This is a genomic window from Devosia sp. 67-54 (genome assembly GCF_001899075.1).
GTDB lineage: Bacteria > Pseudomonadota > Alphaproteobacteria > Rhizobiales > Devosiaceae > Devosia_A.
The window spans coordinates 1-20815 of record NZ_MKVA01000003.1 but is presented as its reverse complement, the minus strand read 5'-3'; the positions used below and the strand labels follow the sequence as shown (position 1 = coordinate 20815).

The following is a 20815-nucleotide window of genomic DNA, read 5'->3' as shown; positions in this document are numbered from 1 at the left end:
CCATGCCGCGTTCCGTTTCGGCCGCCTTGACCGGCCTCGCCTTCGCCCTCCTCTCCGTCACCCCCGGCGTCGCCGCGCCGTCGCTGTTCGGCCCGCCGCCGGGCATGAGCGTCACCGCCGGCACGCCGACCAACCGGCTGATGCTGCGCGCGCCGCGCAAGGTGCATCTCGATCCGCAGTTCATGCGCCAAGTGGTGCCCTATGCCAGCGCCGAGCCGGCCGGCACGCTGGTGGTCGATACCGGCGACCATTTCCTCTATCTCGTGCTCGGCGGCGGCAAGGCCCTGCGCTACGGCATCGGCACCGCCAAGACCGGCTTCGAATGGGCCGGCACGCACAAGATCACCAACAAGCGCGAATGGCCGGACTGGACGCCGCCGGCCGAAATGCTGGCCCGCCGGCCCGACATTCCGCGCCACATGGACGGCGGCATCAACAACCCGCTGGGCGCCCGCGCGCTCTATATCGGGTCGACGCTCTACCGCATCCATGGCACCAACGAGCCGTGGACCATCGGCGGCGACGTCAGCTCGGGCTGCATCCGGATGATCAACGACGACGTCGTCGACCTTTACGGCCGAGTGAAAATTGGCGCCAAGGTCATTGTGCTTTAGTTAGGAATTTCCGGCAGACTGGAGGCTCCCGAACCTCCGGACTGCCGGACCATGCGTCGCTTCACCGCCCTCCTCAAGCGCTTCCGCCGCGACGAAAGCGGCGCCTTCCTGGTGCTGTTCGCCGTCATCGCGCTGGTGCTGATCGCCACCTCCGGCGCCGTCGTCGATTTCACCTACATGCAGACGGCGCGCAGCCGGGCGCAGAACGCGCTCGACGCGGCGGCGCTGGCGCTGCAGAGCAAGGTGGCCGAGGTCAACGCCGGCAAGACCACCAAGGACCTCGCCGAAGCCGACATCAAGAGCAAGGCCGACCAGATCGTGCGCGAGCGGCTGGCCGACAGCACCATCACCTCGAGCGTCACCGGCGCCACCATCAACACCGCGCTCGACCGGCTCGACCTCAGCGCCACCATCACGGTGCCGACTGCTTTCGTGCAATTGGTGGGCATCCACAGCATCACGGCGCAGCTCAACTCGCGCGCCATCCGCGGCTCGACCGACCTCGAAGTGTCGATGGCGCTCGACGTCACCGGCTCGATGATGCCGTGCGACCGCTGGGGCAATTGCGATTCGACCAAGATCGACGCGCTCAAGACTGCCACGAAGAACCTGATCGGCAGCCTGATCTCGACCACGCAGACGCCCACCTACAGCAAGATGGCGCTGGTGCCGTTCTCCTACGGCGTCAATGTGGGCACCTATGCCGACAAGGTCCGCGGCACGCTGAGCAACGTGCCGGCGAACCTGACCGGCGCCGACTGGGCCGCGTCGCGGACCGCGATCGGCGCCGTGGCGATCGTCAAGCGCGGTGCGGTGACGATCACGGCCAATGGTCACGGCCTCGCCGACAACGACACGGTGTACATCGCCGGCCTCGGCGGATCGTCGTCCTACAGGAGCCTCAACGATCAGGTCTATACGGTCACCAAGGTCGACAACAACAAGTTCACGCTCAATGGCGTCACCGGCGGCAGCAACAAGAGCGGCAGCAACAGCGGCTACGTCTACAAATGCTTCTACAGCGATTGCGACGTCCGGCTGAGCAGCGCCAACGCGTTCGGCTCGCTCCGGAATGGCGACAGCGTCTATGTCACCGGCCTGAGCAATCTGACGAACATCAACAACACCGGATTCTACATCGACAACGTCACCACCGCGACGCTCCAGCTCACCAATTCCTTTTCGCTCGTGGCCGGCCAGTACAAATCGGACACCTCCGGCAAGGCGACGCGCGCCAATTACGGCGACGTCTACTATCACTTCGACACGGCCGCCGGCGGCGAGAACACCTTCGCCTCCTCGACCTGCGTGACCGAGCGCTACGGCACCGACGCCTACACCGATGCGGCGCCGCCCTCGGGCAGCTTCACCGCCGCCTCCAAGAGCGCCAAGGCGCTGTCGCCGATGTATCCCTCGACCAGCAACAATTGCGTCAGCCAGGCGATCGTGCCGCTGACCTCCAGCATCTCGACGCTCAACAGCACGGTGAACAACCTCGCCGCGGCCGGCTCGACCTCGGGCCATCTCGGGCTCGCCTGGGCCTGGTACATGCTGGCGCCGAATTTCGGCTATCTGTGGCCGACCACGCCGATCGACAGCCGCCCTGCCGCCTACAAGCGCAACAACCTCACCAAGGCGCTGATCCTGATGACCGACGGCGAGTTCAACACCGATTATTACAACGGCGTCATCGCGCAGGATTCGACCTCGGACGGTTCGGGCAACAAGATCAACCAGAACGGCCCCAACGGCTCGTCGACCAGCCAGGCCACCGCGCTCTGCACCGCGATCAAGAACCCGGCCAACGGCATCCTGCTCTATACGGTGGGCTTCGAGATCGGCAGCAACAGCACGACCGACAAGAACGCCCGGGCCCTGCTCAGCGCCTGCGCCACCGACACCAGTTATTTCTACCAGGCCGACAGCGCCGACGACCTCGACGACGCCTTCCAGCAGATCGCGCAGAAGCTGAACGCGTTGCGCATCGCGCAATAGGCGCGCCGGGCCGCGCGCAACCGCGCGGTTCGCTGCCGCGTTGTCACGGCAGCAGGAGGCTCCGTCATCGTGAAACGCGCATTGCTCTATCTCTGGCGGCATCCCCGCCGCACCGGCTTTCTGACGTTCAACATCGTCGTGCTGGTGCTGCTGCTGGGCTGGGCGATGTTCACCAACGACATGAGCCGGCAGGGCGTGGGCGGGCTGCCCAATGTGGTGCTCGGCTACACCGGCATGGCGCTGGCGGTGGTGGCGCTGATCGTCGGCTGGATCGCCTGGGCCTTCATGGTGTCGGCCCGGCACGCACACCACACGCCGGCCGACCCCGGCCGGGACCGCTAGTCTGGATCGATTCCAAACTACGGCGTTTTAAGTTGACCGCCATTGTCCACGTTTGCTAGCGCGGGGACGATTTGCGCATATGCGCTGTCCGAACCCCCGCGCCATGCTGGTCTGTCACTGCAACATCATCACCGATCGCGACATCGAGCGCATCGTCACGGGCTTCCTCGACGCGGATCCCTGGCAGTTGATCGTGCCGGCGAAGGTCTATCACGAGCTCGGCAAGCGCGGCGTCTGCTGCGGCTGCTTTCCGAACGTGGTGGACATCATCCTGCGCGTCGTGGAAAACTACCACGTGCAGAAGGGTCTCGACGACGCGGCATCGCAGGAGATGCGCAGCCGCCTCGACAGCCTGAGGGACCGGCAGAGGAGAGCATTACGTGAAGGGCGAAGCGCAGGTCATCGACAAGCTCAACGAGGCGTTGTTCCTGGAGCTCGGCGCGGTCAACCAGTACTGGGTCCACTTCCGGCTGCTGGAAGATTGGGGGCTGACGCTGCTGGCCAAAAAGGAACGCGCCGAATCGATTGAGGAGATGCATCACGCCGACCGGCTGATCGAGCGCATCATCTTCCTCGAAGGGCACCCCAACGCCCAGCGCGTGGCGCCATTGCGCATCGGCCAGAACGTGCGCGAAGTGCTGGAGGCCGACCTCGCCGGCGAATACGAGGCGCAAAAGGCCTATACCGATGCCCGCGAGGTCTGCGCCGCGGTGCGCGACTATGTGAGCAAGGCGCTGTTCGACGAATTGATCGCCGACGAGGAGAGTCACATCAACTTCCTCGAGGCGCAGCTCAAGCTGCTCGACACCATCGGTGCCGAACGCTACGCCCAGCTCAACGCCGGCCCGGCCAGCGACGACGCCTGAGCCAGGCGGACGGGGCCGACGATCAGCGATACGGGAGGCGGTCCGGCGCCGGCCGCCCGGCGTGGGAAAATGGTACCGCGTCCCCGGTTCGAACGGGGGACCCCTAGATCCACAATCTAGTGCTCTAACCAGCTGAGCTAACGCGGCCCGGAAGCGCGGCGGACCATATGTCGGGCCGCCGCGGCTGACAAGGACGCATTTGCCCGTTCGGGCGGCAGTTTGCAACCCCTCCCGCTTAACCATCCGGACGAGAAGATCGGTCGGCAAAGCCCGGAAATCTGGACCGTTTCGGACAGGGGCTATAATTAGGACAAGATTAAGTCTTGGGTGCGAACTGTGCCAAACCGGCACAGTTCTGGGGTCTGGCGCGCGTGGACGCTGAGTGGATGAAATCGCCGACGGCGCGCCGGATCGTCCAGTATTGGGCGGATCTGCGCCCGGCCTGGCTGTGGTCGCAGGACGGCGCCACGCTGCTCTGGCGCAATGCCGCGGCGCGCTATTTCACCGCCCGGCTGAAGAAGACCGGCCTCAAGCTCAACCCCGAAGCGGTGCCGATCCGCGGCCAGGTGCCGCGGCTCGTCCGGCTGGGCACCGTCGGGCGCTCCAGCCTCAGCCGCGTGCAATTCCTCGCCGGCGACAAGCCGATGGCCACCACCTGCTCGTGCACCCCGCTCGCCATGCCCGACGGCAGCACGGCGCTGCTGCTGGTGGCGATCGATCCGCTGCCGGCGGAGATGCTCGCGGCGGCCGGCCCGCTCGCCGACGATGCGGCGGTCACCGACCTGCTGCCGGCCGGCGCCGACTATTTGCTGACCGACGGACCGCGGGCCGTGCGCGGCTCGGCCACGGCCCTTGCCGAGCGCGCACCGGGCCTTGCCGAACACGGCCTGCCCGAGGCGGGCGACGACCTGATCCGGCTGCAGGCCGGCCCCGGCGAGGCGATGCTCCTCGTCTACCTGTCGCGCGCCGCGGCCGCGCCGCCCGACATCGCCGCGATCCGCGCCGAGGAGGGCGAGAGCGCCGACGACACGCTGCCCACCGGGCAGGACCTTGCCTCGACGCCGGAGCCGCTGCTGCCGCTCGGGCTCGAAACGGTGCCCGAAGCCGACCCTGTGCCGCCGCCGAGCGACGAGTGGGTCGAGCCGCTGCCGCCGCCGCCCGAGCGGGCGCTGTCGTCGCTGTTCGACCGGCTGGCCGAGGACGCGACGCTGTACACCGCGCTGTCGCCCGCCGACGAGACGTTCGACACGCCGCCGGACGTGCCCGCCGAGCCGCCGCTCGCCGAGCCGGCCGAGCCACAGCCCCCGCTCGACCAGGAGATGGTGGCGGCGGTGATCGACTATGCCGACGATCCGGAAGCGGCGCCTGCCGAACCGGACGCGCCGGCGCCCGAGCCGGCCTCGCCGCCGCGCGGCAGCGCCAGCCAGTGGCTGATCACCGGCCGCGGCTTCCGCGCCCTCGGCCCGAAGCCGCCGGCCGAGCCGGTGCCGCCGGCGCCCGAAAGCGACGCGGCCCCCGCCCTGCCCGAGCCGCTGGCCGCTCCGGCCGCCGAACCGGAGCCGCAGGCTGCGGCCGAGCCCATCGCCGAGCCGCCCGCGGCGGCGACCGTCGATGCCGCCGCCGACGCCGAAACGGCCGAGCGTGTGTCGCGCTACAATTTCGAGGAGCTCGGCCGCATCCTCACCGACCGCGTGTCGGGCGAAACGCCGCCCAAGGCCGAAGCGGCGGCGCCCGCGCCGGCCGCGGTGGCCGTGGCTGCGCCGGAGGGCGTCATCAACCTCAATGCGGAAACGCTGGTGCTCAACCGGCTGCCGCTCGCGATCCTGGTGTTCCGCGACCAGCAGGTGCTGTTCGCCAACCGGGCGCTGATGGACCTGCTCGGGCACGACAGCGCGCAGGGCCTGCGCGACGCCGGCATCGCCTCGATCTTTCCCAACGACGAGGCGCACGGCGCCGGTCCGGTCAACCGCCTCGTCCGCCGCGACGGCACGCCGCTGCCGGTCACCGCCCGGCTGCAATCGGTGAGCTGGCAGGGCCGCGCCGCGCTGATGCTGTCGGCCAGCCCGGCCGAGGCGATCCGCACACATGAAGGGGCGGTGCGCGCCTTCGCCGAGCTCGCCGCCGAGGCGCGCGAGGAGGGCTTCGTTCTGGCCGACCGCGCCGGCAACATCACGCATCTGTCGGGCGCCGCCGGCGCCCTGCTCGGCCGCGCGGTCGACGAGCTCGCCGGCAAGCCGCTGGCGGTGCTGGTGGGCCGGGCCGACATGGAGCCGCTGCGGCTTTTCCTCGAAAAGCCGGCGCGCTTCACCGAGACGGCGCGGCCGCATGTGCGCCTCGGCAGCGAAGACGGGCAGACCGACATCGCGCTGTTCGCCGAAGGCCAGGCCGGCATCGTCACCGGCTATTTCGGCTTCCTCAGCCGGCGCCGCAGCCCGGCGCCGCAGGACGCGCTGGCCGCCGACGCCGAGATCGAGCCGGGCATGCTGGGACGGCTGAGCCGCGGCCTGCGCCGGCCGCTCAACAGCATCATCGGCTTTGCCGATCTGATGCGCGCCGCCGGCCCCGGCCAGCTCGACACGGCGCGCTATGCCGAATATGCGCGCGACATCCGCACCGCCGGCCTCGAGATCGCGGTGCTGGTCGACGAGCTCGACGATTTCACCCGGCTGCGCGGCGGGCAGTACACGCCGCGGCCCAGCGACGTCGACCTCACCGCGCTGCTCGAAAGCTGCATGACGCGGGTGCGGACGCAGGCGAGCGCGGCACGGGTGCTGGTGCGTAGCGCCATCTCCGAGGCGCTGCCGCGCGTGCATGCCGACCGCACCTCGCTCGGGCAGGCGCTGCTCAATCTGCTGGCCAGCGCCATCGACCAGACGCCGATCGGCGGCTCGGTGATCCTGTCGGCGCAGACCGACGACGAGGGCAACATCGCCATCCATGTGCGCGACGGCGCGCAGGGCGGCACCGATCTGGGCGAACGCTTCGTGGTGTTCCGCGACGGCATCGACAAGGACGGCGCCGAGCTCGGGCCGGTGCGCTCCAGCGTCGGGCTCGCGCTCACCCGCTCGCTGCTGGCGGTCAATGCCTGCTCGCTGTCGGTCGATCCGACCATCGGCACCGGCACGCTGTTTTCGCTGCGCATTCCGGCCGACCTCATCGTCAAAAGCTGAGCGCAGCGCGGCCCGGCGCATTGTCGGGGCGGCCGGGGACCGCTAAGGTTTCGTCCGATCAATCCTTCTTGGGGGAGGACCCGCCGCCGGCGAGGCTCAGCCGGGGGCGCGGCCCGACTGGCTCGTCTCGCATGCTCTGGTTCGCACTCCGCAAATTGGCGGCCTTCGCCGCGACCGTCTTGGTCACGCTGTGGCTGATCCATGCGCTGCTGGCGGCAGGCGCCGGCGGCCAGGCGCTCGGCGGCTTCGGCGGCTGGCTGGGCCACCTGCTGCTCGGCGATTTCGGCGTTGCCGCCGACGGCCAGGGCATCGGCGGGCTGGTCGCGGCGCGCCTCGCCGTCACCGTGCCGCTGGCGCTGCTGGCGATGCTGCTGGCCGCCCTCATCGGCGCCGGCCTCGGCTTGCTCGCGGCGCGCCGGCCGGGCCGCCTGCTCGACCACGCGCTGACGGCGCTCGCCGAGATCGCCGGCGCGACGCCCAGTTTCTGGCTCGGCATGGTGCTGGTCGCGATCTTCGCGACCGGCCTGCACTGGCTGCCGACGGGCGGCTTCGTGCCGTGGCAGCGTCACGCCGGCGGCGCGCTGCTGTCGCTGCTGCTGCCGGCGCTGGCGGTGGCCCTGCCGGTCGCGGCGACGCTGGCGCTCGGCATCCGCGACGCCGTCGCGGCCGGGCGCAGTGCGCCCTACGTGCTCACGGCGCAGGCGCGCGGCATCGCCGCCGAGGACGGGTTCCGCCACGAGGCGCTGCCGGCCGCGGCGCTCACCGGGCTCGACGCCGCCGTGCCGCACGCCGCAGCGATCATCGTCGGCACGGTGATCGTCGAGAACGTCTTCTACCTGCCCGGCCTCGGGCGGCTGATCCTCGACGCCGCGGCCGCGCGCGACCTCGGGCTCGTCGCCGGGGCGCTGGCGGTGCTCATCCTGCTCACTTCTGGAACGACGTTCCTGACGCAGCTCGGCAGCCGCTGGGCCGACCCGCGCCGGCGCGGGCAGGACGCGGCATGAGCGCGCTCCGCCACGATCCGCCGGCCCTGCGCATCGCCATCGTCGCGGCGCTGCTGTTCCTGCTGCTCGGCTTCCTGTCGATCCTGTGGACGCCCTACCCGGTGACCAGCCTCGACGTGGCGGCGGCGCTGCAGGATCCGGGCGGCGCGCATTGGCTGGGCACCGACGAGCTCGGCCGCGACGTGCTGTCGCTGCTGATGAAAGGTATCCTCACGAGCTTCGTGGTGGCGGGCGTGGCGGTGGCCATCGGCGCCCTGCTCGGCGTGCCGCTGGGGCTGGCCGCGGCGCTGCTCGGCCCCTATGCCGAGCTCGGCGCCACCGGCGTCAGCGGCTATCTGCTGACGCTGCCCGCCTTCGTGCTGGCGGTGCTGTTCGCCTGCCTGTTCGGGCCGAGCGCGGCGACGCTGATGGTGGCCATCGGCATCGCCAACATCGCGCCGTTGGCGCTCGCCACGCGCGACGCCATCCGCACCGCGGCGGCGCCCGACTACGTCGCGGCCGGGCGGCTCGCCGGCGGCAGCGGCCTCGACCTCGCCCGCCGGCACATGCTGCCCACCATCCTCAGGCTGATCCTGGCGCAGGCCATCGCGCAGCTCGCGGTCGGCGTGCTGGCCGAGGCCACCCTCTCCTATGTCGGGCTCGGCACGCAGCCGCCCGCCACCAGCCTCGGCCTGCTGCTCGCCGACGCGCAGGCCTATGCCGCCGGCCGGCCGGGGCTGCTGTTCGTTCCCGGCCTCGCGCTGCTGCTCATCGCGCTGGCGCTCACCATCGTCAGCCGCGAGATCCGCGCGGCGGCCGGCGACACGACCGGAGGCGCCCATGGCGCTGCTTAAGGTCGACAATCTCACCGTCACGCGCGGCGGCAGCACGCTGGTCGACGACGTCAGCTTCGCCATCGGCAAGGGCCAGCGGCTGGCCCTGATCGGCGAGGCCGGGTCGGGCAAGAGCCTGGTGCTGCGCGCCGTGGCCGGTCTGCTGCCGCCGGGGACGACGGCCAGCGGCAGCCTCGGCTTCGACGACCAGCCGATGCCCGCGGGCACGGCCGACCGGCTGGCGCTCAACGGCCGGCGCATCGGCGTGCTGCTCGATCGCAACAGCACCGGCCTGTCGCCGCTGCGCACGCTCGGCGCCCAGCTCGATGCCGCGCTGGCGCGGGCCGGACGCGAGGGCGATCGCGCCGCGCAGCGCACCGAGCTGCTGCAGGAGGTCGGCCTCGACCCCGCGCTCGCCGGCCGCTACCCGGAGGCGCTGGCGGCGGCCGAGCGACGGCGGGCGCTGCTTGCCCTGGCGCTGGCCGGCAAGCCGGACCTGCTGATCGCCGACGAGCCGGCGGCCGGGCTCGACCTCCTCGAGCAGCGGCGGCTGCTCGACCTGATCCTCAGGCATTGCACCGAGCGCGGCATGTCGCTGCTGCTGGCCTCGCACGACCTCAGGACGGTCGCCATGCTCGCGACCAAGGTCGCGGTGCTGCGCGGCGGCAAGGTGGTGGAGGCCGGCGAAAAGCAGGAGGTGTTCGGCCACCCCAGGCATGCCTTCACCCGCGCCATGCTGAGCGCCGGCCGGCACCGCGCCCGCACGCTGATGCGCACGCCGATCGGCGGCACGCTGCTCGAATTGCGCGACGTGTCCCGCCGCGAGGCGCCGGGGCTGCCGCTGCTCGACCGGCGGCCGCCAAAGGTGCGGCTCGAGGCGGTGAGCTTTGCCATCCGCGCCGGCGAATCGGTGGCGGTGATCGGTCCGGCCGGCGCCGGCAAATCGACGCTGTTGCGCATTGTCGCCGGGCTCGAGCGCGCCAGCGGCGGCGAGCTCGCCTTCGAGCAGGTACCCTATCACGGCTCGGATTTGCCGCGCATGCTGCGGCACGAGATCGGCTACGTCTTCGCCGAGCCCGCCGGCAGCTTCAACCCGCGCCACACCGTCGGCGAATCGATCGCCGAGCCGCTGCAGCTCGAGATGCAAAAGAGCGTCGACGAGCTCGGCGCCCGCATCGTCGAGGTGGTGCGGGCGGTGGGCCTGTCACCCGACATCCTGACCCGCCTGCCGGCCGATTTCCCCCTGGCCGAGTTGCAGCGCCTCGCCATCGCCCGCGCGCTGGTGACGCGGCCGCGCCTCGTGGTCATCGACGAGCCGATCGCCGCCCTCGATATCGGCGCGCGCGGCGAGGTGCTGGTGCTGCTCAACCGGCTGCGCGCCGATTTCGGCCTCAGCTTCCTCATCGCCACGCACGATTTCGACGTGGTGCGCGTCGTCGCCGACCGCGTGCTGGTGCTCGACAAGGGCCATGTCGTCGAAGCCACCACGCCGGCGCAGATGCTGGACAAGCCGCAGCACCCGGTGACGCAGCAATTGGTGGCGTCGCAGCTACCGGATGTTGGAATTGTTCCGGTGTTCTAGTGGTGAATGGTGAATGGTGAATGGTGAATGGTGAATGGTCGCGACCCGGCTTACGCCGCGCAACACCATTCACTACTTACCATTCACCATTCACTCTTCCGTCAATGCAGCAGCGGATGGCCTTCCGCGTCGAAGCGGTGGAACAGGCTGTCGCGCGGTGAAAAGCTCAGCGTGTCGCCGGCCTGGTAGCTGGCTTTGCCGGGCTGGCGCACCACCACCGGATCGGTCGAGCCGATGTCGACATAGATGTAGCTGTCGGAGCCGAGGTTCTCGGAATAGATCACCTTGCCGCTCCAGGTGCCGTCCCTGGGCACGATGTCGATGTGCTCGGAGCGCACGCCCACCGTCGCTGCCTTGAACGGATCGGCGAACTTGCCGGTGAGGAAATTCATCTTCGGCGAGCCGATGAAGCCGGCGACGAACAGCGATTGCGGGTTCTCGTAGAGCTCCATCGGCGTGCCCACCTGCTGCACCACGCCGTCCTTCAGCACCACGATGCGGTCGGCCATGGTCATGGCCTCCACCTGGTCGTGCGTCACATAGATCATGGTGGTGTTGGGCAATTGCTCCTTGAGCTGGCCGATTTCCATGCGCATCTGCACGCGCAGCGCCGCATCGAGGTTGCTCAGCGGCTCATCGAACAGGAACACGCGCGGATCGCGCACGATGGCGCGGCCGATGGCGACGCGCTGGCGCTGGCCGCCGGACAGCGCCTTGGGCAGGCGCTCGAGATATTGCGTGAGCTGCAGCTTTTCGGCGGCGGCGCGCACCTTCTGGTCGATCTCGGCCCTACTGAGGTTCTGCAGCTTCAGCGCATACGCCATGTTGGCGTACACCGTCATGTGCGGGTAGAGCGCATAGGACTGGAACACCATGGCGATGCCGCGCTTGGACGGCGCCACCTCGTTGACCCGGCGGCCGTCGATCTCGAGCGTACCCGAGGTGATGCTCTCGAGCCCCGAGATGCAGCGCAGCAGCGTGGACTTGCCGCAGCCGGAGGGACCGACGAAGACGATGAACTCGCCCGATTTGATGTCGAGGTTCACGTCCTTGAGAATCTCCACGCTGCCGTACTTCTTGTAGAGATTGCTGATCTTCAGGTCCGACATGGTTCCCTCCCCTGCTGCCCGTGCCGCGCGCTAGCGCAGAATTCCGATATAGGCGCCGAACGGCGCCAGGCTGAGCACGCCGTTGCTCGGCTCGTCGACCAGGCCGGGCGCCCCCGATTCGGCCAGCTCGTACTCGGCCGGAACGTCGACCACCGCGGCCTTCTCGCTCATGTTGAACACGCAATAGATGCGCTCGCTGCCGTCCTCGCGCAAAAAGGCGAGCACGCCGTCCGGCGCATCGAGCGTCCGGATCGAGCCCTTGCGCAACGCCGGGTGGCGGTGGCGGAAGGCCAGCATCTCGCGATAATGCGCCAGCACCGAGCGCGGATCGCCCAGCTGCCGGTCGACGGCTTTGGTCAGATGGTCGGCCGGCACCGGCAGCCACGGCCGGGTGGCGGTGGTGAAGCCGCCGGTCGGCGATTGCGTCTGCCACACCATCGGCGTGCGGCAGCCGTCGCGGCCCTTGAATTGCGGCCAGAACTCGATTCCATACGGATCGACCAGGTCCTCGAAGGCGAGCTCGGCCTCGGTCAGGCCCAGCTCCTCGCCCTGGTACAGGCACACCGAGCCGCGCATCGACAGCAGCAGCGTGCAGGCGAGGCGGGTGAACGCCTCCTGCTCGCCATGCATGGCCCAGCGGCTCACATGCCGCACCACGTCGTGGTTGGAGAAGGCGAGGCAGATCCAGCCTTCCGGCGCCTCCGCCTCGGTGGCGTCGATGCATTTGCGGAAATGCGCCGCGCTGAACTCGCCCCCCAGATAGTCGAAGGTGTAGGCCATGTTGAGCTTGTCGCCGCCGGAGGTGTAGGCCGCCATCACCTCCATCTGGTGCTGCGCGTCGCCGATCTCGCCGACCGTCATCTTGCCCCCGTACTCGTCCATCAGCGCGCGCAGCCGGCGCAGGAAGTCGAGGTTTTCGGGCTGGCTCTTGTCGTAGAGGTGCTCCTGGAAATTGTAGGGGTTCACCGCCGGCGCGGTGGTGGCGTTGAAGTCTTCCGGCTTGACCACCGGGTTGTTCTCGAGCCCCAGCGAGTGGAAGTAGAAATTCACCGTGTCGAGGCGGAAGCCGTCGACGCCGCGCTCCAGCCAGAAGCGCATGTTGTCGAGCATCGCCTCCTGCACCGCCGGGGTGTGGAAGTTGAGGTCCGGCTGCGAGGCGAGGAAATTGTGCATGTAGTACTGCATGCGCCGGCTGTCCCAGGTCCAGGCGCTGCCGCCGAAGATGCTCAGCCAGTTGTTGGGCGGCGTGCCGTCAGGCTTGGGGTCGGCCCACACGAACCAGTCGGTCTTGTCGTTGGTGCGGTTGAGCCGGCTCTCGGCGAACCACGGATGCTTGTCCGAGCAGTGGCTGATCACCTGGTCGATGACCACCTTGAGCTTGAGCGCATGCGCCTTCTCCAGCAGCCGGTCGAAATCGCCCAGCGTGCCGAAGATCGGATCGACGTCGCGGTAGTTGGAGACGTCGTAGCCGAAATCCTTCATCGGCGAGGTGAAGAACGGGCTGAGCCAGATGCCGTCGACGCCCAGATCGGCGACGTAGTCGAGCCGTTCGGTGATGCCGACGAGGTCGCCGACGCCGTCGCCATTGTGGTCCTGGAAGGAGCGCGGATAGATCTGGTAGATCACCGCGCCGCGCCACCAGTCGCGGTCGACATTGGTGTCGGGCGGAGTCTTCTGCTCCGTCATCAGCGGCTGCGCAACCAAACCCGAAACCTCCCTCATGACGTTCCGGCGAGGCATTTGCCAAAACGTTTTAGTTGGCTATTCTTAGCCGCGGGAGAGAGGTTTCGTCAACGCCGGGGACGTGGCGCGAGCCCCTGTCGGCGTTGGATTTTTGCGTTGACGGTCAAAGGCTTATGACATCCGACACGAAGACCGACAAGCCTGCCCCGGCGTCCGGGCGAAACGTGACCATCAAGGATCTGGCGGCGGAGCTCGACCTGTCCATCACCACCATCTCGCGGGCCCTCAACGGCTATTCCGACGTCGGTGAGCGGACCCGGCAGAAGGTGGAGGGCGCGGCCAAGCGGCTCGGCTACCGGCCCAACCGCAACGCGCAGCGGCTGGTGCTGCAGCGCACCCACAACATCGCCTGGGTGCAGTCGGACAACGAACTCAAATATCTCGACCCGCATTTCGCCGAGGTGATGGCCGGCGTCCTCGCCCAGGCGCGCGAGGTCAATTACGACATCGTGCTCACCAGCCACGGCAAGGACCGCGAGATCGCGACCTATGACCGCTATGTGCGCGACAATTCCGTCGACGGCTTCATCGTCGACCTGCCGCGCGAGGACGACCAGCGCATCGGCTTCCTGCTCGATTCCGGCCGGCCGTTCGTGGTGCACGGGCGCGAGCCGCGCTGCGACCGCTACGGCTGGGTCGACATGGACAATTACGGCAATTTCTACCGGCTGGCGCGGCTGCTGGTCGCCAACGGCCATCGCCGCATCGCCTTCATCAATGGCGACGAGGCGTTCAACTACGCGCTCTATCGCCACCGCGCGGTGCGGCACGCCGTGGCCGATTCCGGCCTGCCCGAGGACACCGTCACCGTCTACAATTCGGCGCACCCGATGGGCGACGCCGGCTTTCGCCTGACGCGCGAAGCGCTCGCCGACCCGGCGATCACCGCCATCATCTATTCGTCCATCCTGCTGCTGGTCGAAGGCTACGAAGCGTGGGCCGCCGCGGCGCCGCGTCACGGCCAGCCGATCGCGCTCGCCACCATGGACGACGTGCTGCGCCACATCGATCGCACGCGCTACCTGCCGCGCGTCACCTTCGTGCGCTCCTCGCTCAAGGACGCCGGCCTCGCCCTGATCGACGAGCTCAGCCGCCAGTGCGACCGGCACGCCGCGCCGCAGGGCACGCTGATCCCGTCCTATTTCGACGTGGTCCCCGGGCTCGACCCCGGCAGCATCGACGAACCGCTGCCGCCGCAGCGGCGCGACCATATCGGATAGGCGGATTCGAGGCTCTACCGCCCCACCCCATCCGCCCATCGGCCTCAGCGCCAGAAGCGCCCGCATCCAAATTGACCTAGCGTTGCTGTTGACCGCGACCGCAAACGAAGGCAGCGTGCGGGCAAATTTTCGTCGTTTCCATTACCTTCTATTACGGCGGCAGCATTGATGCTGCTTGACCCTTGCACCATGTCCCCTGCCGCAAGCGGAGCCGGAGCATCGATGCGTAAGCTCATGGGAGGCCTTCTGACGCTGGTCACAGCCATCGTCTTGAGCACTGCACCCTCGCATGCATTCTCGCTGCTCAGCCTGCTGCACATCGCCGAAGACATCACCATCCACTATCGCCTCGACATCACCGTGCGCGTCGATGGGCAGCTCAAGCACGCAAGCGGCGTGCAGGGATTTACCGCCCATGCTGAGATACAGACCCTTCCACAGACGGGCGGTGTCTCAGGTAAAGGGTTCGGCGAGGCCGTCGTTCTCGATGTGTCCCCTACGCAGACCTTGTACTTCCTGATGGCCAGTCGCCAGGGGAGCGTTGGCTGGGCAGACAGACTACTCGATGGTTGCAAACTTAGTACGCCAAACGATGACCCGGTCGCGCGCCTTGCCCCGCTCCGGGACTTCACCGGGACCTGCAAATTGCCGCCGGCATACCGCCCCTTCATTGTGCGCTTCGACAATGACGCCGATCCAACGTCGATCCATGAGGTGCTTCCGAGGTCCGAAGCGCCGGACAATCCGAATGCCATCGATCTTGTCTCGGTCGAAGTCACGCGAACCGACGATCCCATCACCGACGGGATCGTGAACCGCTTGCCCTGGGTGAAGGAGCAACTGTTCATGTCGATCGAGAAGCCGAAGGGTGCGTTGAGCATCGACACCACCTTCTTTTCCAGGGGAATGTGACATGCGTACACTGACCGATGCCGAATACGCCATTCTCGCGACGGACACGTACAATCGTGGATATGACCGGCAGGTGGAGACCACCGCTGGGGTGTGGCCAGCCTCGAGAGCACTGGGCGACTTCGCAACTTGCCACGTCCGCCTCCCTCGACGGGAGAAGGTGGCGAAGCCGGATGAGGGAAGACGAAACTCCTGCCCTCGTCCCTACTTCACGCTGCCGGCCAGCAGGCCGCGGACGAAATAGCGCTGCAGCGAAAAGAACACGATCAGCGGCACGATGATGGAGATGAAGGCCGCCGCGGTCAGCAGTTCCCAATTGTTGCCGTACTGGCCGAGCAGGTTGACCAGCCGCGCCGTCAGCACCATGCGGTCGTCCTGCGCGCCGAGGAACACCAGCGCTACCAGAAGGTCGTTCCAGATCCACAGGAACTGGAAGATGGCGAACGAGGCGAGCGCCGGAAAGCTCAGCGGCAGCACCATGGTGGTGAAGGTCTTGAAATGGCTGGCGCCGTCCATGCGCGCCGATTCCATGATCTCGCGCGGCAGCCCGGCCATGTAGTTGCGCAGCAGGTAGATGGCGAGCGGCAGGCCGAAGGCGGTATGCGCCAGCCAGACGCCGAGATAGCTCTTGCTTTCGGCCACCTGGTGGCCGGCCATGTCGTTGATGCCGCCGGCGATGATGTTGTAGAGCCGGAGCAGCGGGATCAGCGACATCTGCAGCGGCACCACCAGCAGCCCCACCACCACCGCGACGATGAGGCCGCGGAACGGAAACTGCATCCAGGCCAGCGCATAGGCGGCAAAGGCCGCGATCAGGATGGGGATCACCGTCGAGGGAATGGCGACCGTCAGCGAATTGACGAAGGATTCGGCGACGCCGGTCGAGCCGAGCACGCGCGCATAGTTCTCGAGCGTGAAGCGCGGCGGGCTGCCGGTGACGTAGTAGATGCGCGGCGCGCCGCTATAGGTCGGCTGCTGGTCGAAGTTCCAGACGTAGTCGCCATTGGCCTCGACCGTCAGCTTGCCGCCGTCCTGCATCGGGATGGTGGCGCCGGCGGCGTTCTTGCCGATATCGGCGTTGGTGGGGCCGAAGGTCTCGATCTGCTGGCCCTTGGCGCGGCCGAAAAGGTTGCCCTTGATCACCCAATGGTCGCCCTCCTGCACCGCCTTGTCGGCGGTGTCGGGGCGCGCCGCGGCCATCAGCGTCGAATGCGCCAGCGAGGTCCACCAGCCGGTCAGCGCCAATTGGTCCTTGTCGCGCACCGACGAGATCAACAGGCCCACCGTCGGGAAGGTCCACAGCACGACGAAGAACAGCAGCGCCAGGTGCGCGGCGACGCGGCCCAGATTGATCCGCGGCACGCCCATCGGCTTGCTCTCCACGGCGTCGGGGGTGGTGGCGATGGTGGTCATCAGCGTGTCCCCTGCTCGGCGTTGGCGCGGCGGATGTTCCACACCATGATCGGAATCACCACCAGCATGATGATCACCGCCAGGGTCGAGCCGCGTCCGTAGTCGCCCGAAATGAACATCCAGCGATACATGTAGTTGGCGAGCACCTGCGTCTGGAACTCGCCATTGGTCATGGCGTAGACGATGTCGAACACCTTGAGCACGGTGATGGTGATGGTGGTCCACACCACCACGATGGTGCCCCAGATCTGCGGGATCATGATGTCGAAGAAGATGCGGATGCCGTTGGCGCCGTCGATGCGCGCCGCCTCCAGCGTCTCCTCCGGCACGCCGCGCAGCGCCGCGCTCAGGATCACCATGGCGAAGCCGGTCTGGATCCAGATGAGGATCACCATCAGCAGGAACGAATTGAGATATGGAATGGTGATCCAGGGCTGCGGATCGAAGCCGAGCCAGGTGACGAGGGCGTTGAGCACGCCGATCTGGTCCTGCCCGGGGCCTTTATAGGCATAGACGAATTTCCAGATCACCGAGGCGCCGACGAAGGAGATCGCCATCGGCATGAACACCAGCGATTTGGCGATGCCGCCCCACCACAGCCGGTCGGCCAGCGTGGCGATGACCAGCCCGAACGCCGTCGACAGGAACGGCACGATGATCAGCCAGCCGAGATTGTTGAACGCCGCCTGCCAGAAGCCGCCATCGGAAAAGGCCCAGGCGTAGTTGGCGAAGCCGACGAATTCGAGCCCGTATTTGTCGTAGAGCGACAGCCGCAGCGTCTCGATCACCGGATAGACGAGATAGAGCGCGAGGAACAGCAGCGCCGGCAGCACGAACAGCCAGGGCCGGATGCTGGAGCGCCTGAGGTCGCGGCGCGTCACGGTCTCGACCGACATCGAATTGTCGGTGGCGAGGAAGCGGTCGAGCAGCCAGTTGCTGCCCCAGAAATAGGCGAAGGCGGCGGCCAGGGCGACCGCGACGGCGATCAATGCGCCAATGATTTGCTCGATCATCGTGCCCCTCCCCCAGGCCCGCCGGATGATCCATCGGACTGTCGCACCGACGGCCGATGCCTGCAACCGGTCCGGCGCGGACGCCGGACCGGAGATTGCGTTTCGGGCCCTAGAGCTTGGCCCAGGCCGCGTCGATGGCGGCGGCGACGTCGGCCGAGCTCTTGCCGTTGACGTAGTCGACCATGCCCGTCCAGAAGGCGCCGGCGCCGATCGGGCCCGGCATCAGGTCGGAACCGTCGAAGCGGAACGTCGTGGCGTTGAGCAGGATGTCGCCGAACTTGCGCAGCGTATCGCTCGAATAGACCTTCGGGTTCACCGTCTTGAGCGCGGTGAGGAACGAGCCGTTGGGCTGCGCCATCCAGATCTCGTGCGCGATCGGCGTCTCGAGGAACTGGATGAAGGCCTGGGCGGCCGGCGAATCCTTGGTGATGGTCACCAAATTGCCCGAGCCTTCCACCGGGTTGCCGAGCTCGGGATGCGACTTCATCGGCGGGAAGTAGAAGAAGTCGTAGTCGACGCCCGCCTTCGAGCCCTCGGGGAAGAACGAGGTGATGAACGAGGCCTGCTTGTGCAGATAGCACTGCGGCGGCACGGTGAAGAGCCCCTTGGGGCTGTCGCCGAACGCCGTGGTCGCCACCGATTTGGTGCCGCCGGCCACGTTCTTGTCGTCCTTCACGATCGAGCCGAACAGGTCGATCGCATCGGTGATGCGCTTGTCCGAGAACTTGATCTTGCCGGCCACCCAGTCGTCATAGACCTCCGGCGGCTGCGTCAGCAGCAGCAGGTTCTCGACCCAGTCGGTCGCCGGCCAGCCGGTGGCGCCGCCCGATTCGATGCCGATGCACCACGGGGTGCCGCCATCGGCCTTGATCTTGTCCTGCAGGGCCATCAGGTCTTCCCAGGTCTTGGGAACCTCGTAGCCCTTCTCCTTGAAGTTGTCGGGCGAGTACCAGACCAGCGACTTCACTTCCTGCTTGTAGGGGAAGGCGTACTGGTGCTTGGCGCCATCCGGGCCGACGAACTGGCCCAGCTCGGCCCACGATTTGCCGGCGCCGAAATTGTCGGTAACGAATTTCGTCGTGGCGTCGCCGAGGTCGACCAGCTTGCCCTGCTTGGCGAAGTCGGCCAGCAGGCCCGGCTGCGGCAGGATGGTGATGTTGGCCGGGCTGCCGGCCTGGATGTCGATGCGGGCCTGCTCTTCGTAGTTCTTGGACGAGCCGTCCTGCACCTCGACGCCGGTGGCGTCGGTGAAATAGGCGAGCACCGCTTCCCACTGCGTCTTGTCGCCCTGCTCGTTCCAGGCGTCCCAGATGGTCAGCTTCTGGCCGGAAAGGTCCTTGTGGGCATCGGCAAATTTCTGCAGCGAGTCCCAGTTGAAGTCGCCCTGGCCCTTGGGGAACATCAGGTCGACGGCATGGGCGGAGCCCGCCACGCCGAGCGACAGCGCAATGGCGGAAACACCCGCCAGGAGTAGTTTGTGCATGTAGTCCTCCCATCGCACAGTTTTTGTGGCGCCGATGGCGCCCCGCTGCTTCCGGCTTTCGGGCTCCGGACGGCCAAAACGTTTTGGAACCAAAACGTTTTGGGGCCCGATTATCAAGCCTTGCACGGCGGTTAGCGGTACGCCAAGTTTGCACAAACAACCTGCCTTGCCAAGGTGCTGAAACGATTGCACCGCCCGCAGATCGAAGCCGCAGCATGCCTGCGAATGCTTCCGTCGCAGAACGCGTTGGCAGGCCGCAGTGCGCCATCTAGTTGGGGGCTCTTTTCCGCAGACTTGCAAAGAATATAGTTGGTTCCATTTGGGGGATTTCATGCCGTTCTATTTTAGGAAGTCTGTCCGTTTCGGACCTCTGCGCGTCAATTTTTCAAAGAGTGGGGTTGGCGTCAGCGCAGGGGTCAAGGGCCTAAGGTTCGGAACCGGTCCACGTGGACACTACGTACGAGCCGGCCTGTCCGGCGTTTATTATCAACAGGGTCTCGGTAGGCAGCACCACGGTCGGCGCCAGCAGGCGGTGTCGCCTCGTTCTTCTGTTTCCAGCAGTGCGCAACGGGCGCCGTGGCAGTCGCTGGATCTCAGGGAGCCGAGTGCGACCCGGGATGCGGAGATGCACGAAATTGATTCCACAGATGTCGCTGCCATGCGCGGCGAGGCCTATGAGACATTGCTCGCGGACATCCAAAAACGAGCCCGGCGCCGCCGAATGGCAATCATCTTGCCCTTGTTGATCCTCGGAGGTGTCGTCGTTGCCTTTTGGGCCAGTTCGCAAGCAGTGGTGGCGTGGGCGGCCGTGCTAGCCGTTCCAGCCTTCATTGTCGGCGCTTCGGTGGACGCGTCGCGCCGCGTTTCCATCCTTGCCTACGACTTCGAGCCGCAAATGGAGGACGGATATCGCATTCTCTGCGAGGCCTTCGACAACTTGGCGGAATGTGCCGGCATTTGGCACGTCACCTCGCAAGGCACGCCGCGCGATTTGGCGGCTCGCAAGCGGAATGCGATGGCGACGGGACTAGTGACCCGACAGCGGACGAGCCTCGGCTACGCGCTTCCAAAGGTCATTAAGTCCAATGTCACACCACCCAGGCTATGTGCAGGCCGGCAAACGCTCTACTTTCTGCCGGATGTCATTCTGGTCGAAGACGGTGGCCGATTCGGCGCAGTTGGATATGACGCGGTAGAGCCACTCGTGACACAGACGCCTTTCATCGAGACCGAACGAGTACCACCTGACGCGGAGGTAGGAGGCTCAACCTGGGCGTACGCAAACAAGAACGGGGGGCCCGACCGTAGATTCGCGAATAACCGTCAAATCCCCATCTGCCTATACGAACAGCTACTGATCGCGTCGAGTACGGGGCTCAACGAGAAGTTCGAGTTCTCTCGGCGTGGGCCAGCCGCGCACTTTGGTAAAGTAATTGGCGCGCTAGGTGAAGTTCGTCGGCAGCACAGGTAACTAGATGTCGTTTCCAAGAAGGTTGTTCAGTCTTTGGAAGGGCGAGAGTCCAGCGATGCCTGCATG

The 20815-nt window shown here is 67.1% G+C and carries 16 protein-coding genes, 1 tRNA gene and 2 pseudogenes; 13 read left to right on the top strand and 6 right to left on the bottom strand.

The genetic code is table 11. The features are described from left to right. Positions 1-2: 2 nt before the first annotated feature. From BGO82_RS02665 to bfr, 5 genes and pseudogenes are all read left to right on the top strand, one after another. The gene (locus BGO82_RS02665) at positions 3-614 is read left to right on the top strand and encodes a L,D-transpeptidase (RefSeq protein WP_291304002.1); all 612 of its coding nucleotides are present in this window, start codon (positions 3-5) and stop codon (positions 612-614) included. Between the two features lie 51 nt (positions 615-665). Then, the gene (locus tag BGO82_RS02660) at positions 666-2609 is read left to right on the top strand and encodes a TadE/TadG family type IV pilus assembly protein (protein WP_291304001.1); all 1944 of its coding nucleotides are present in this window, start codon (positions 666-668) and stop codon (positions 2607-2609) included. A 69-nt stretch (positions 2610-2678) separates the two neighbouring features. Next, the gene (locus tag BGO82_RS02655) at positions 2679-2951 is read left to right on the top strand and encodes a hypothetical protein (protein WP_291304000.1); all 273 of its coding nucleotides are present in this window, start codon (positions 2679-2681) and stop codon (positions 2949-2951) included. A gap of 103 nt (positions 2952-3054) precedes the next feature. Further along, positions 3055-3363, top strand: a pseudogene (locus tag BGO82_RS21045) ((2Fe-2S)-binding protein); the annotation flags it as partial. Next, a complete protein-coding gene (bfr, locus tag BGO82_RS02650; RefSeq protein ID WP_291303999.1) occupies positions 3332-3817 on the top strand; it encodes a bacterioferritin in 486 nt (161 codons plus the stop codon). The pseudogene BGO82_RS21045 and the gene bfr, both read left to right, overlap by 32 nt. 70 nt (positions 3818-3887) lie before the next feature. Here the strand turns inward: bfr and BGO82_RS02645 are convergent. Beyond that, positions 3888-3964, bottom strand: a tRNA-His gene (locus tag BGO82_RS02645). A 239-nt stretch (positions 3965-4203) separates the two neighbouring features. Between BGO82_RS02645 and BGO82_RS02640 the strand changes: the two genes are divergently transcribed. The 4 genes from BGO82_RS02640 to BGO82_RS02625 all read left to right on the top strand — a co-directional run bounded on the left by BGO82_RS02640 (position 4204) and on the right by BGO82_RS02625 (position 10385). Continuing rightward, positions 4204-6987 carry a histidine kinase dimerization/phospho-acceptor domain-containing protein gene (locus BGO82_RS02640; RefSeq protein ID WP_291303998.1) on the top strand — a complete coding sequence of 928 codons (2784 nt, stop codon included), beginning with the start codon at positions 4204-4206 and terminating at the stop codon, positions 6985-6987. A gap of 131 nt (positions 6988-7118) precedes the next feature. Then, positions 7119-7991: an ABC transporter permease gene (locus BGO82_RS02635; protein WP_291303997.1), complete on the top strand. Its 873-nt coding sequence runs from the start codon at positions 7119-7121 to the stop codon at positions 7989-7991. Further along, entirely contained in the window at positions 7988-8824 is an 837-nt protein-coding gene (locus BGO82_RS02630; RefSeq protein ID WP_291303996.1) for an ABC transporter permease, read from the top strand. Before BGO82_RS02635 ends, BGO82_RS02630 begins: the two co-directional genes overlap by 4 nt. Beyond that, positions 8811-10385 (top strand): ATP-binding cassette domain-containing protein, encoded by a 1575-nt coding sequence (locus BGO82_RS02625; protein ID WP_291303995.1) that lies wholly within the window; start codon positions 8811-8813, stop codon positions 10383-10385. The genes BGO82_RS02630 and BGO82_RS02625 overlap by 14 nt, the downstream gene beginning before the upstream one ends. A gap of 101 nt (positions 10386-10486) precedes the next feature. On the opposite strand, the gene BGO82_RS02620 is transcribed toward BGO82_RS02625, so the two are convergent. Both BGO82_RS02620 and BGO82_RS02615 read right to left on the bottom strand, forming a co-directional pair. Further along, on the bottom strand, positions 10487-11494 hold the full coding sequence (locus tag BGO82_RS02620; RefSeq protein ID WP_291303994.1) for an ABC transporter ATP-binding protein: 1008 nt from the start codon (positions 11492-11494) through the stop codon (positions 10487-10489). Between the two features lie 30 nt (positions 11495-11524). Next, complete coding sequence (locus BGO82_RS02615; protein WP_291303993.1) at positions 11525-13180, bottom strand: alpha-glucosidase family protein; 1656 nt, start codon at positions 13178-13180, stop codon at positions 11525-11527. Between the two features lie 170 nt (positions 13181-13350). On the opposite strand from BGO82_RS02615, the gene BGO82_RS02610 reads away from it, so the two are divergent. Beyond that, positions 13351-14457 (top strand): LacI family DNA-binding transcriptional regulator, encoded by a 1107-nt coding sequence (locus BGO82_RS02610; protein ID WP_291303992.1) that lies wholly within the window; start codon positions 13351-13353, stop codon positions 14455-14457. Positions 14458-14679: 222 nt separating this feature from the next. After that, the gene (locus BGO82_RS02605) at positions 14680-15369 is read left to right on the top strand and encodes a hypothetical protein (protein WP_291303991.1); all 690 of its coding nucleotides are present in this window, start codon (positions 14680-14682) and stop codon (positions 15367-15369) included. Positions 15370-15573: 204 nt separating this feature from the next. On the opposite strand, the gene BGO82_RS02600 is transcribed toward BGO82_RS02605, so the two are convergent. The 3 genes from BGO82_RS02600 to BGO82_RS02590 all read right to left on the bottom strand — a co-directional run bounded on the left by BGO82_RS02600 (position 15574) and on the right by BGO82_RS02590 (position 19278). Continuing rightward, a complete protein-coding gene (locus tag BGO82_RS02600; protein WP_291304430.1) occupies positions 15574-16737 on the bottom strand; it encodes a carbohydrate ABC transporter permease in 1164 nt (387 codons plus the stop codon). A 44-nt stretch (positions 16738-16781) separates the two neighbouring features. Continuing rightward, a complete protein-coding gene (locus BGO82_RS02595) occupies positions 16782-17792 on the bottom strand; it encodes a sugar ABC transporter permease (RefSeq protein ID WP_291304429.1) in 1011 nt (336 codons plus the stop codon). A 112-nt stretch (positions 17793-17904) separates the two neighbouring features. Then, a complete protein-coding gene (locus BGO82_RS02590; RefSeq protein WP_291303990.1) occupies positions 17905-19278 on the bottom strand; it encodes an ABC transporter substrate-binding protein in 1374 nt (457 codons plus the stop codon). Positions 19279-19609: 331 nt separating this feature from the next. Here BGO82_RS02590 and BGO82_RS21040 point away from each other — a divergent pair. Beyond that, positions 19610-19753, top strand: a pseudogene (locus BGO82_RS21040) (DUF4236 domain-containing protein); the annotation flags it as partial. Positions 19754-19903: 150 nt separating this feature from the next. Continuing rightward, on the top strand, positions 19904-20749 hold the full coding sequence (locus BGO82_RS02585) for a hypothetical protein (RefSeq protein ID WP_291303989.1): 846 nt from the start codon (positions 19904-19906) through the stop codon (positions 20747-20749). The last annotated feature ends 66 nt before the right edge of the window (positions 20750-20815 follow it).

Bases quoted from the DNA above. Each gene is read 5' to 3' on its own strand.
- BGO82_RS02630 (WP_291303996.1), top strand. From the start codon at position 7,988: ATGAGCGCGCTCCGCCACGATCCGCCGGCCCTGCGCATCGCCATCGTC.
- BGO82_RS02635 (WP_291303997.1), top strand. From the start codon at position 7,119: ATGCTCTGGTTCGCACTCCGCAAATTGGCGGCCTTCGCCGCGACCGTC.
- BGO82_RS02615 (WP_291303993.1), bottom strand. From the start codon at position 13,180: ATGACGGAGCAGAAGACTCCGCCCGACACCAATGTCGACCGCGACTGG.
- BGO82_RS02620 (WP_291303994.1), bottom strand. From the start codon at position 11,494: ATGTCGGACCTGAAGATCAGCAATCTCTACAAGAAGTACGGCAGCGTG.
- BGO82_RS02585 (WP_291303989.1), top strand. From the start codon at position 19,904: ATGCACGAAATTGATTCCACAGATGTCGCTGCCATGCGCGGCGAGGCC.
- BGO82_RS02610 (WP_291303992.1), top strand. From the start codon at position 13,351: ATGACATCCGACACGAAGACCGACAAGCCTGCCCCGGCGTCCGGGCGA.
- BGO82_RS02665 (WP_291304002.1), top strand. From the start codon at position 3: ATGCCGCGTTCCGTTTCGGCCGCCTTGACCGGCCTCGCCTTCGCCCTC.
- BGO82_RS02590 (WP_291303990.1), bottom strand. From the start codon at position 19,278: ATGCACAAACTACTCCTGGCGGGTGTTTCCGCCATTGCGCTGTCGCTC.
- BGO82_RS02625 (WP_291303995.1), top strand. From the start codon at position 8,811: ATGGCGCTGCTTAAGGTCGACAATCTCACCGTCACGCGCGGCGGCAGC.
- BGO82_RS02605 (WP_291303991.1), top strand. From the start codon at position 14,680: ATGCGTAAGCTCATGGGAGGCCTTCTGACGCTGGTCACAGCCATCGTC.
- BGO82_RS02660 (WP_291304001.1), top strand. From the start codon at position 666: ATGCGTCGCTTCACCGCCCTCCTCAAGCGCTTCCGCCGCGACGAAAGC.
- BGO82_RS02640 (WP_291303998.1), top strand. From the start codon at position 4,204: ATGAAATCGCCGACGGCGCGCCGGATCGTCCAGTATTGGGCGGATCTG.
- BGO82_RS02600 (WP_291304430.1), bottom strand. From the start codon at position 16,737: ATGGGCGTGCCGCGGATCAATCTGGGCCGCGTCGCCGCGCACCTGGCG.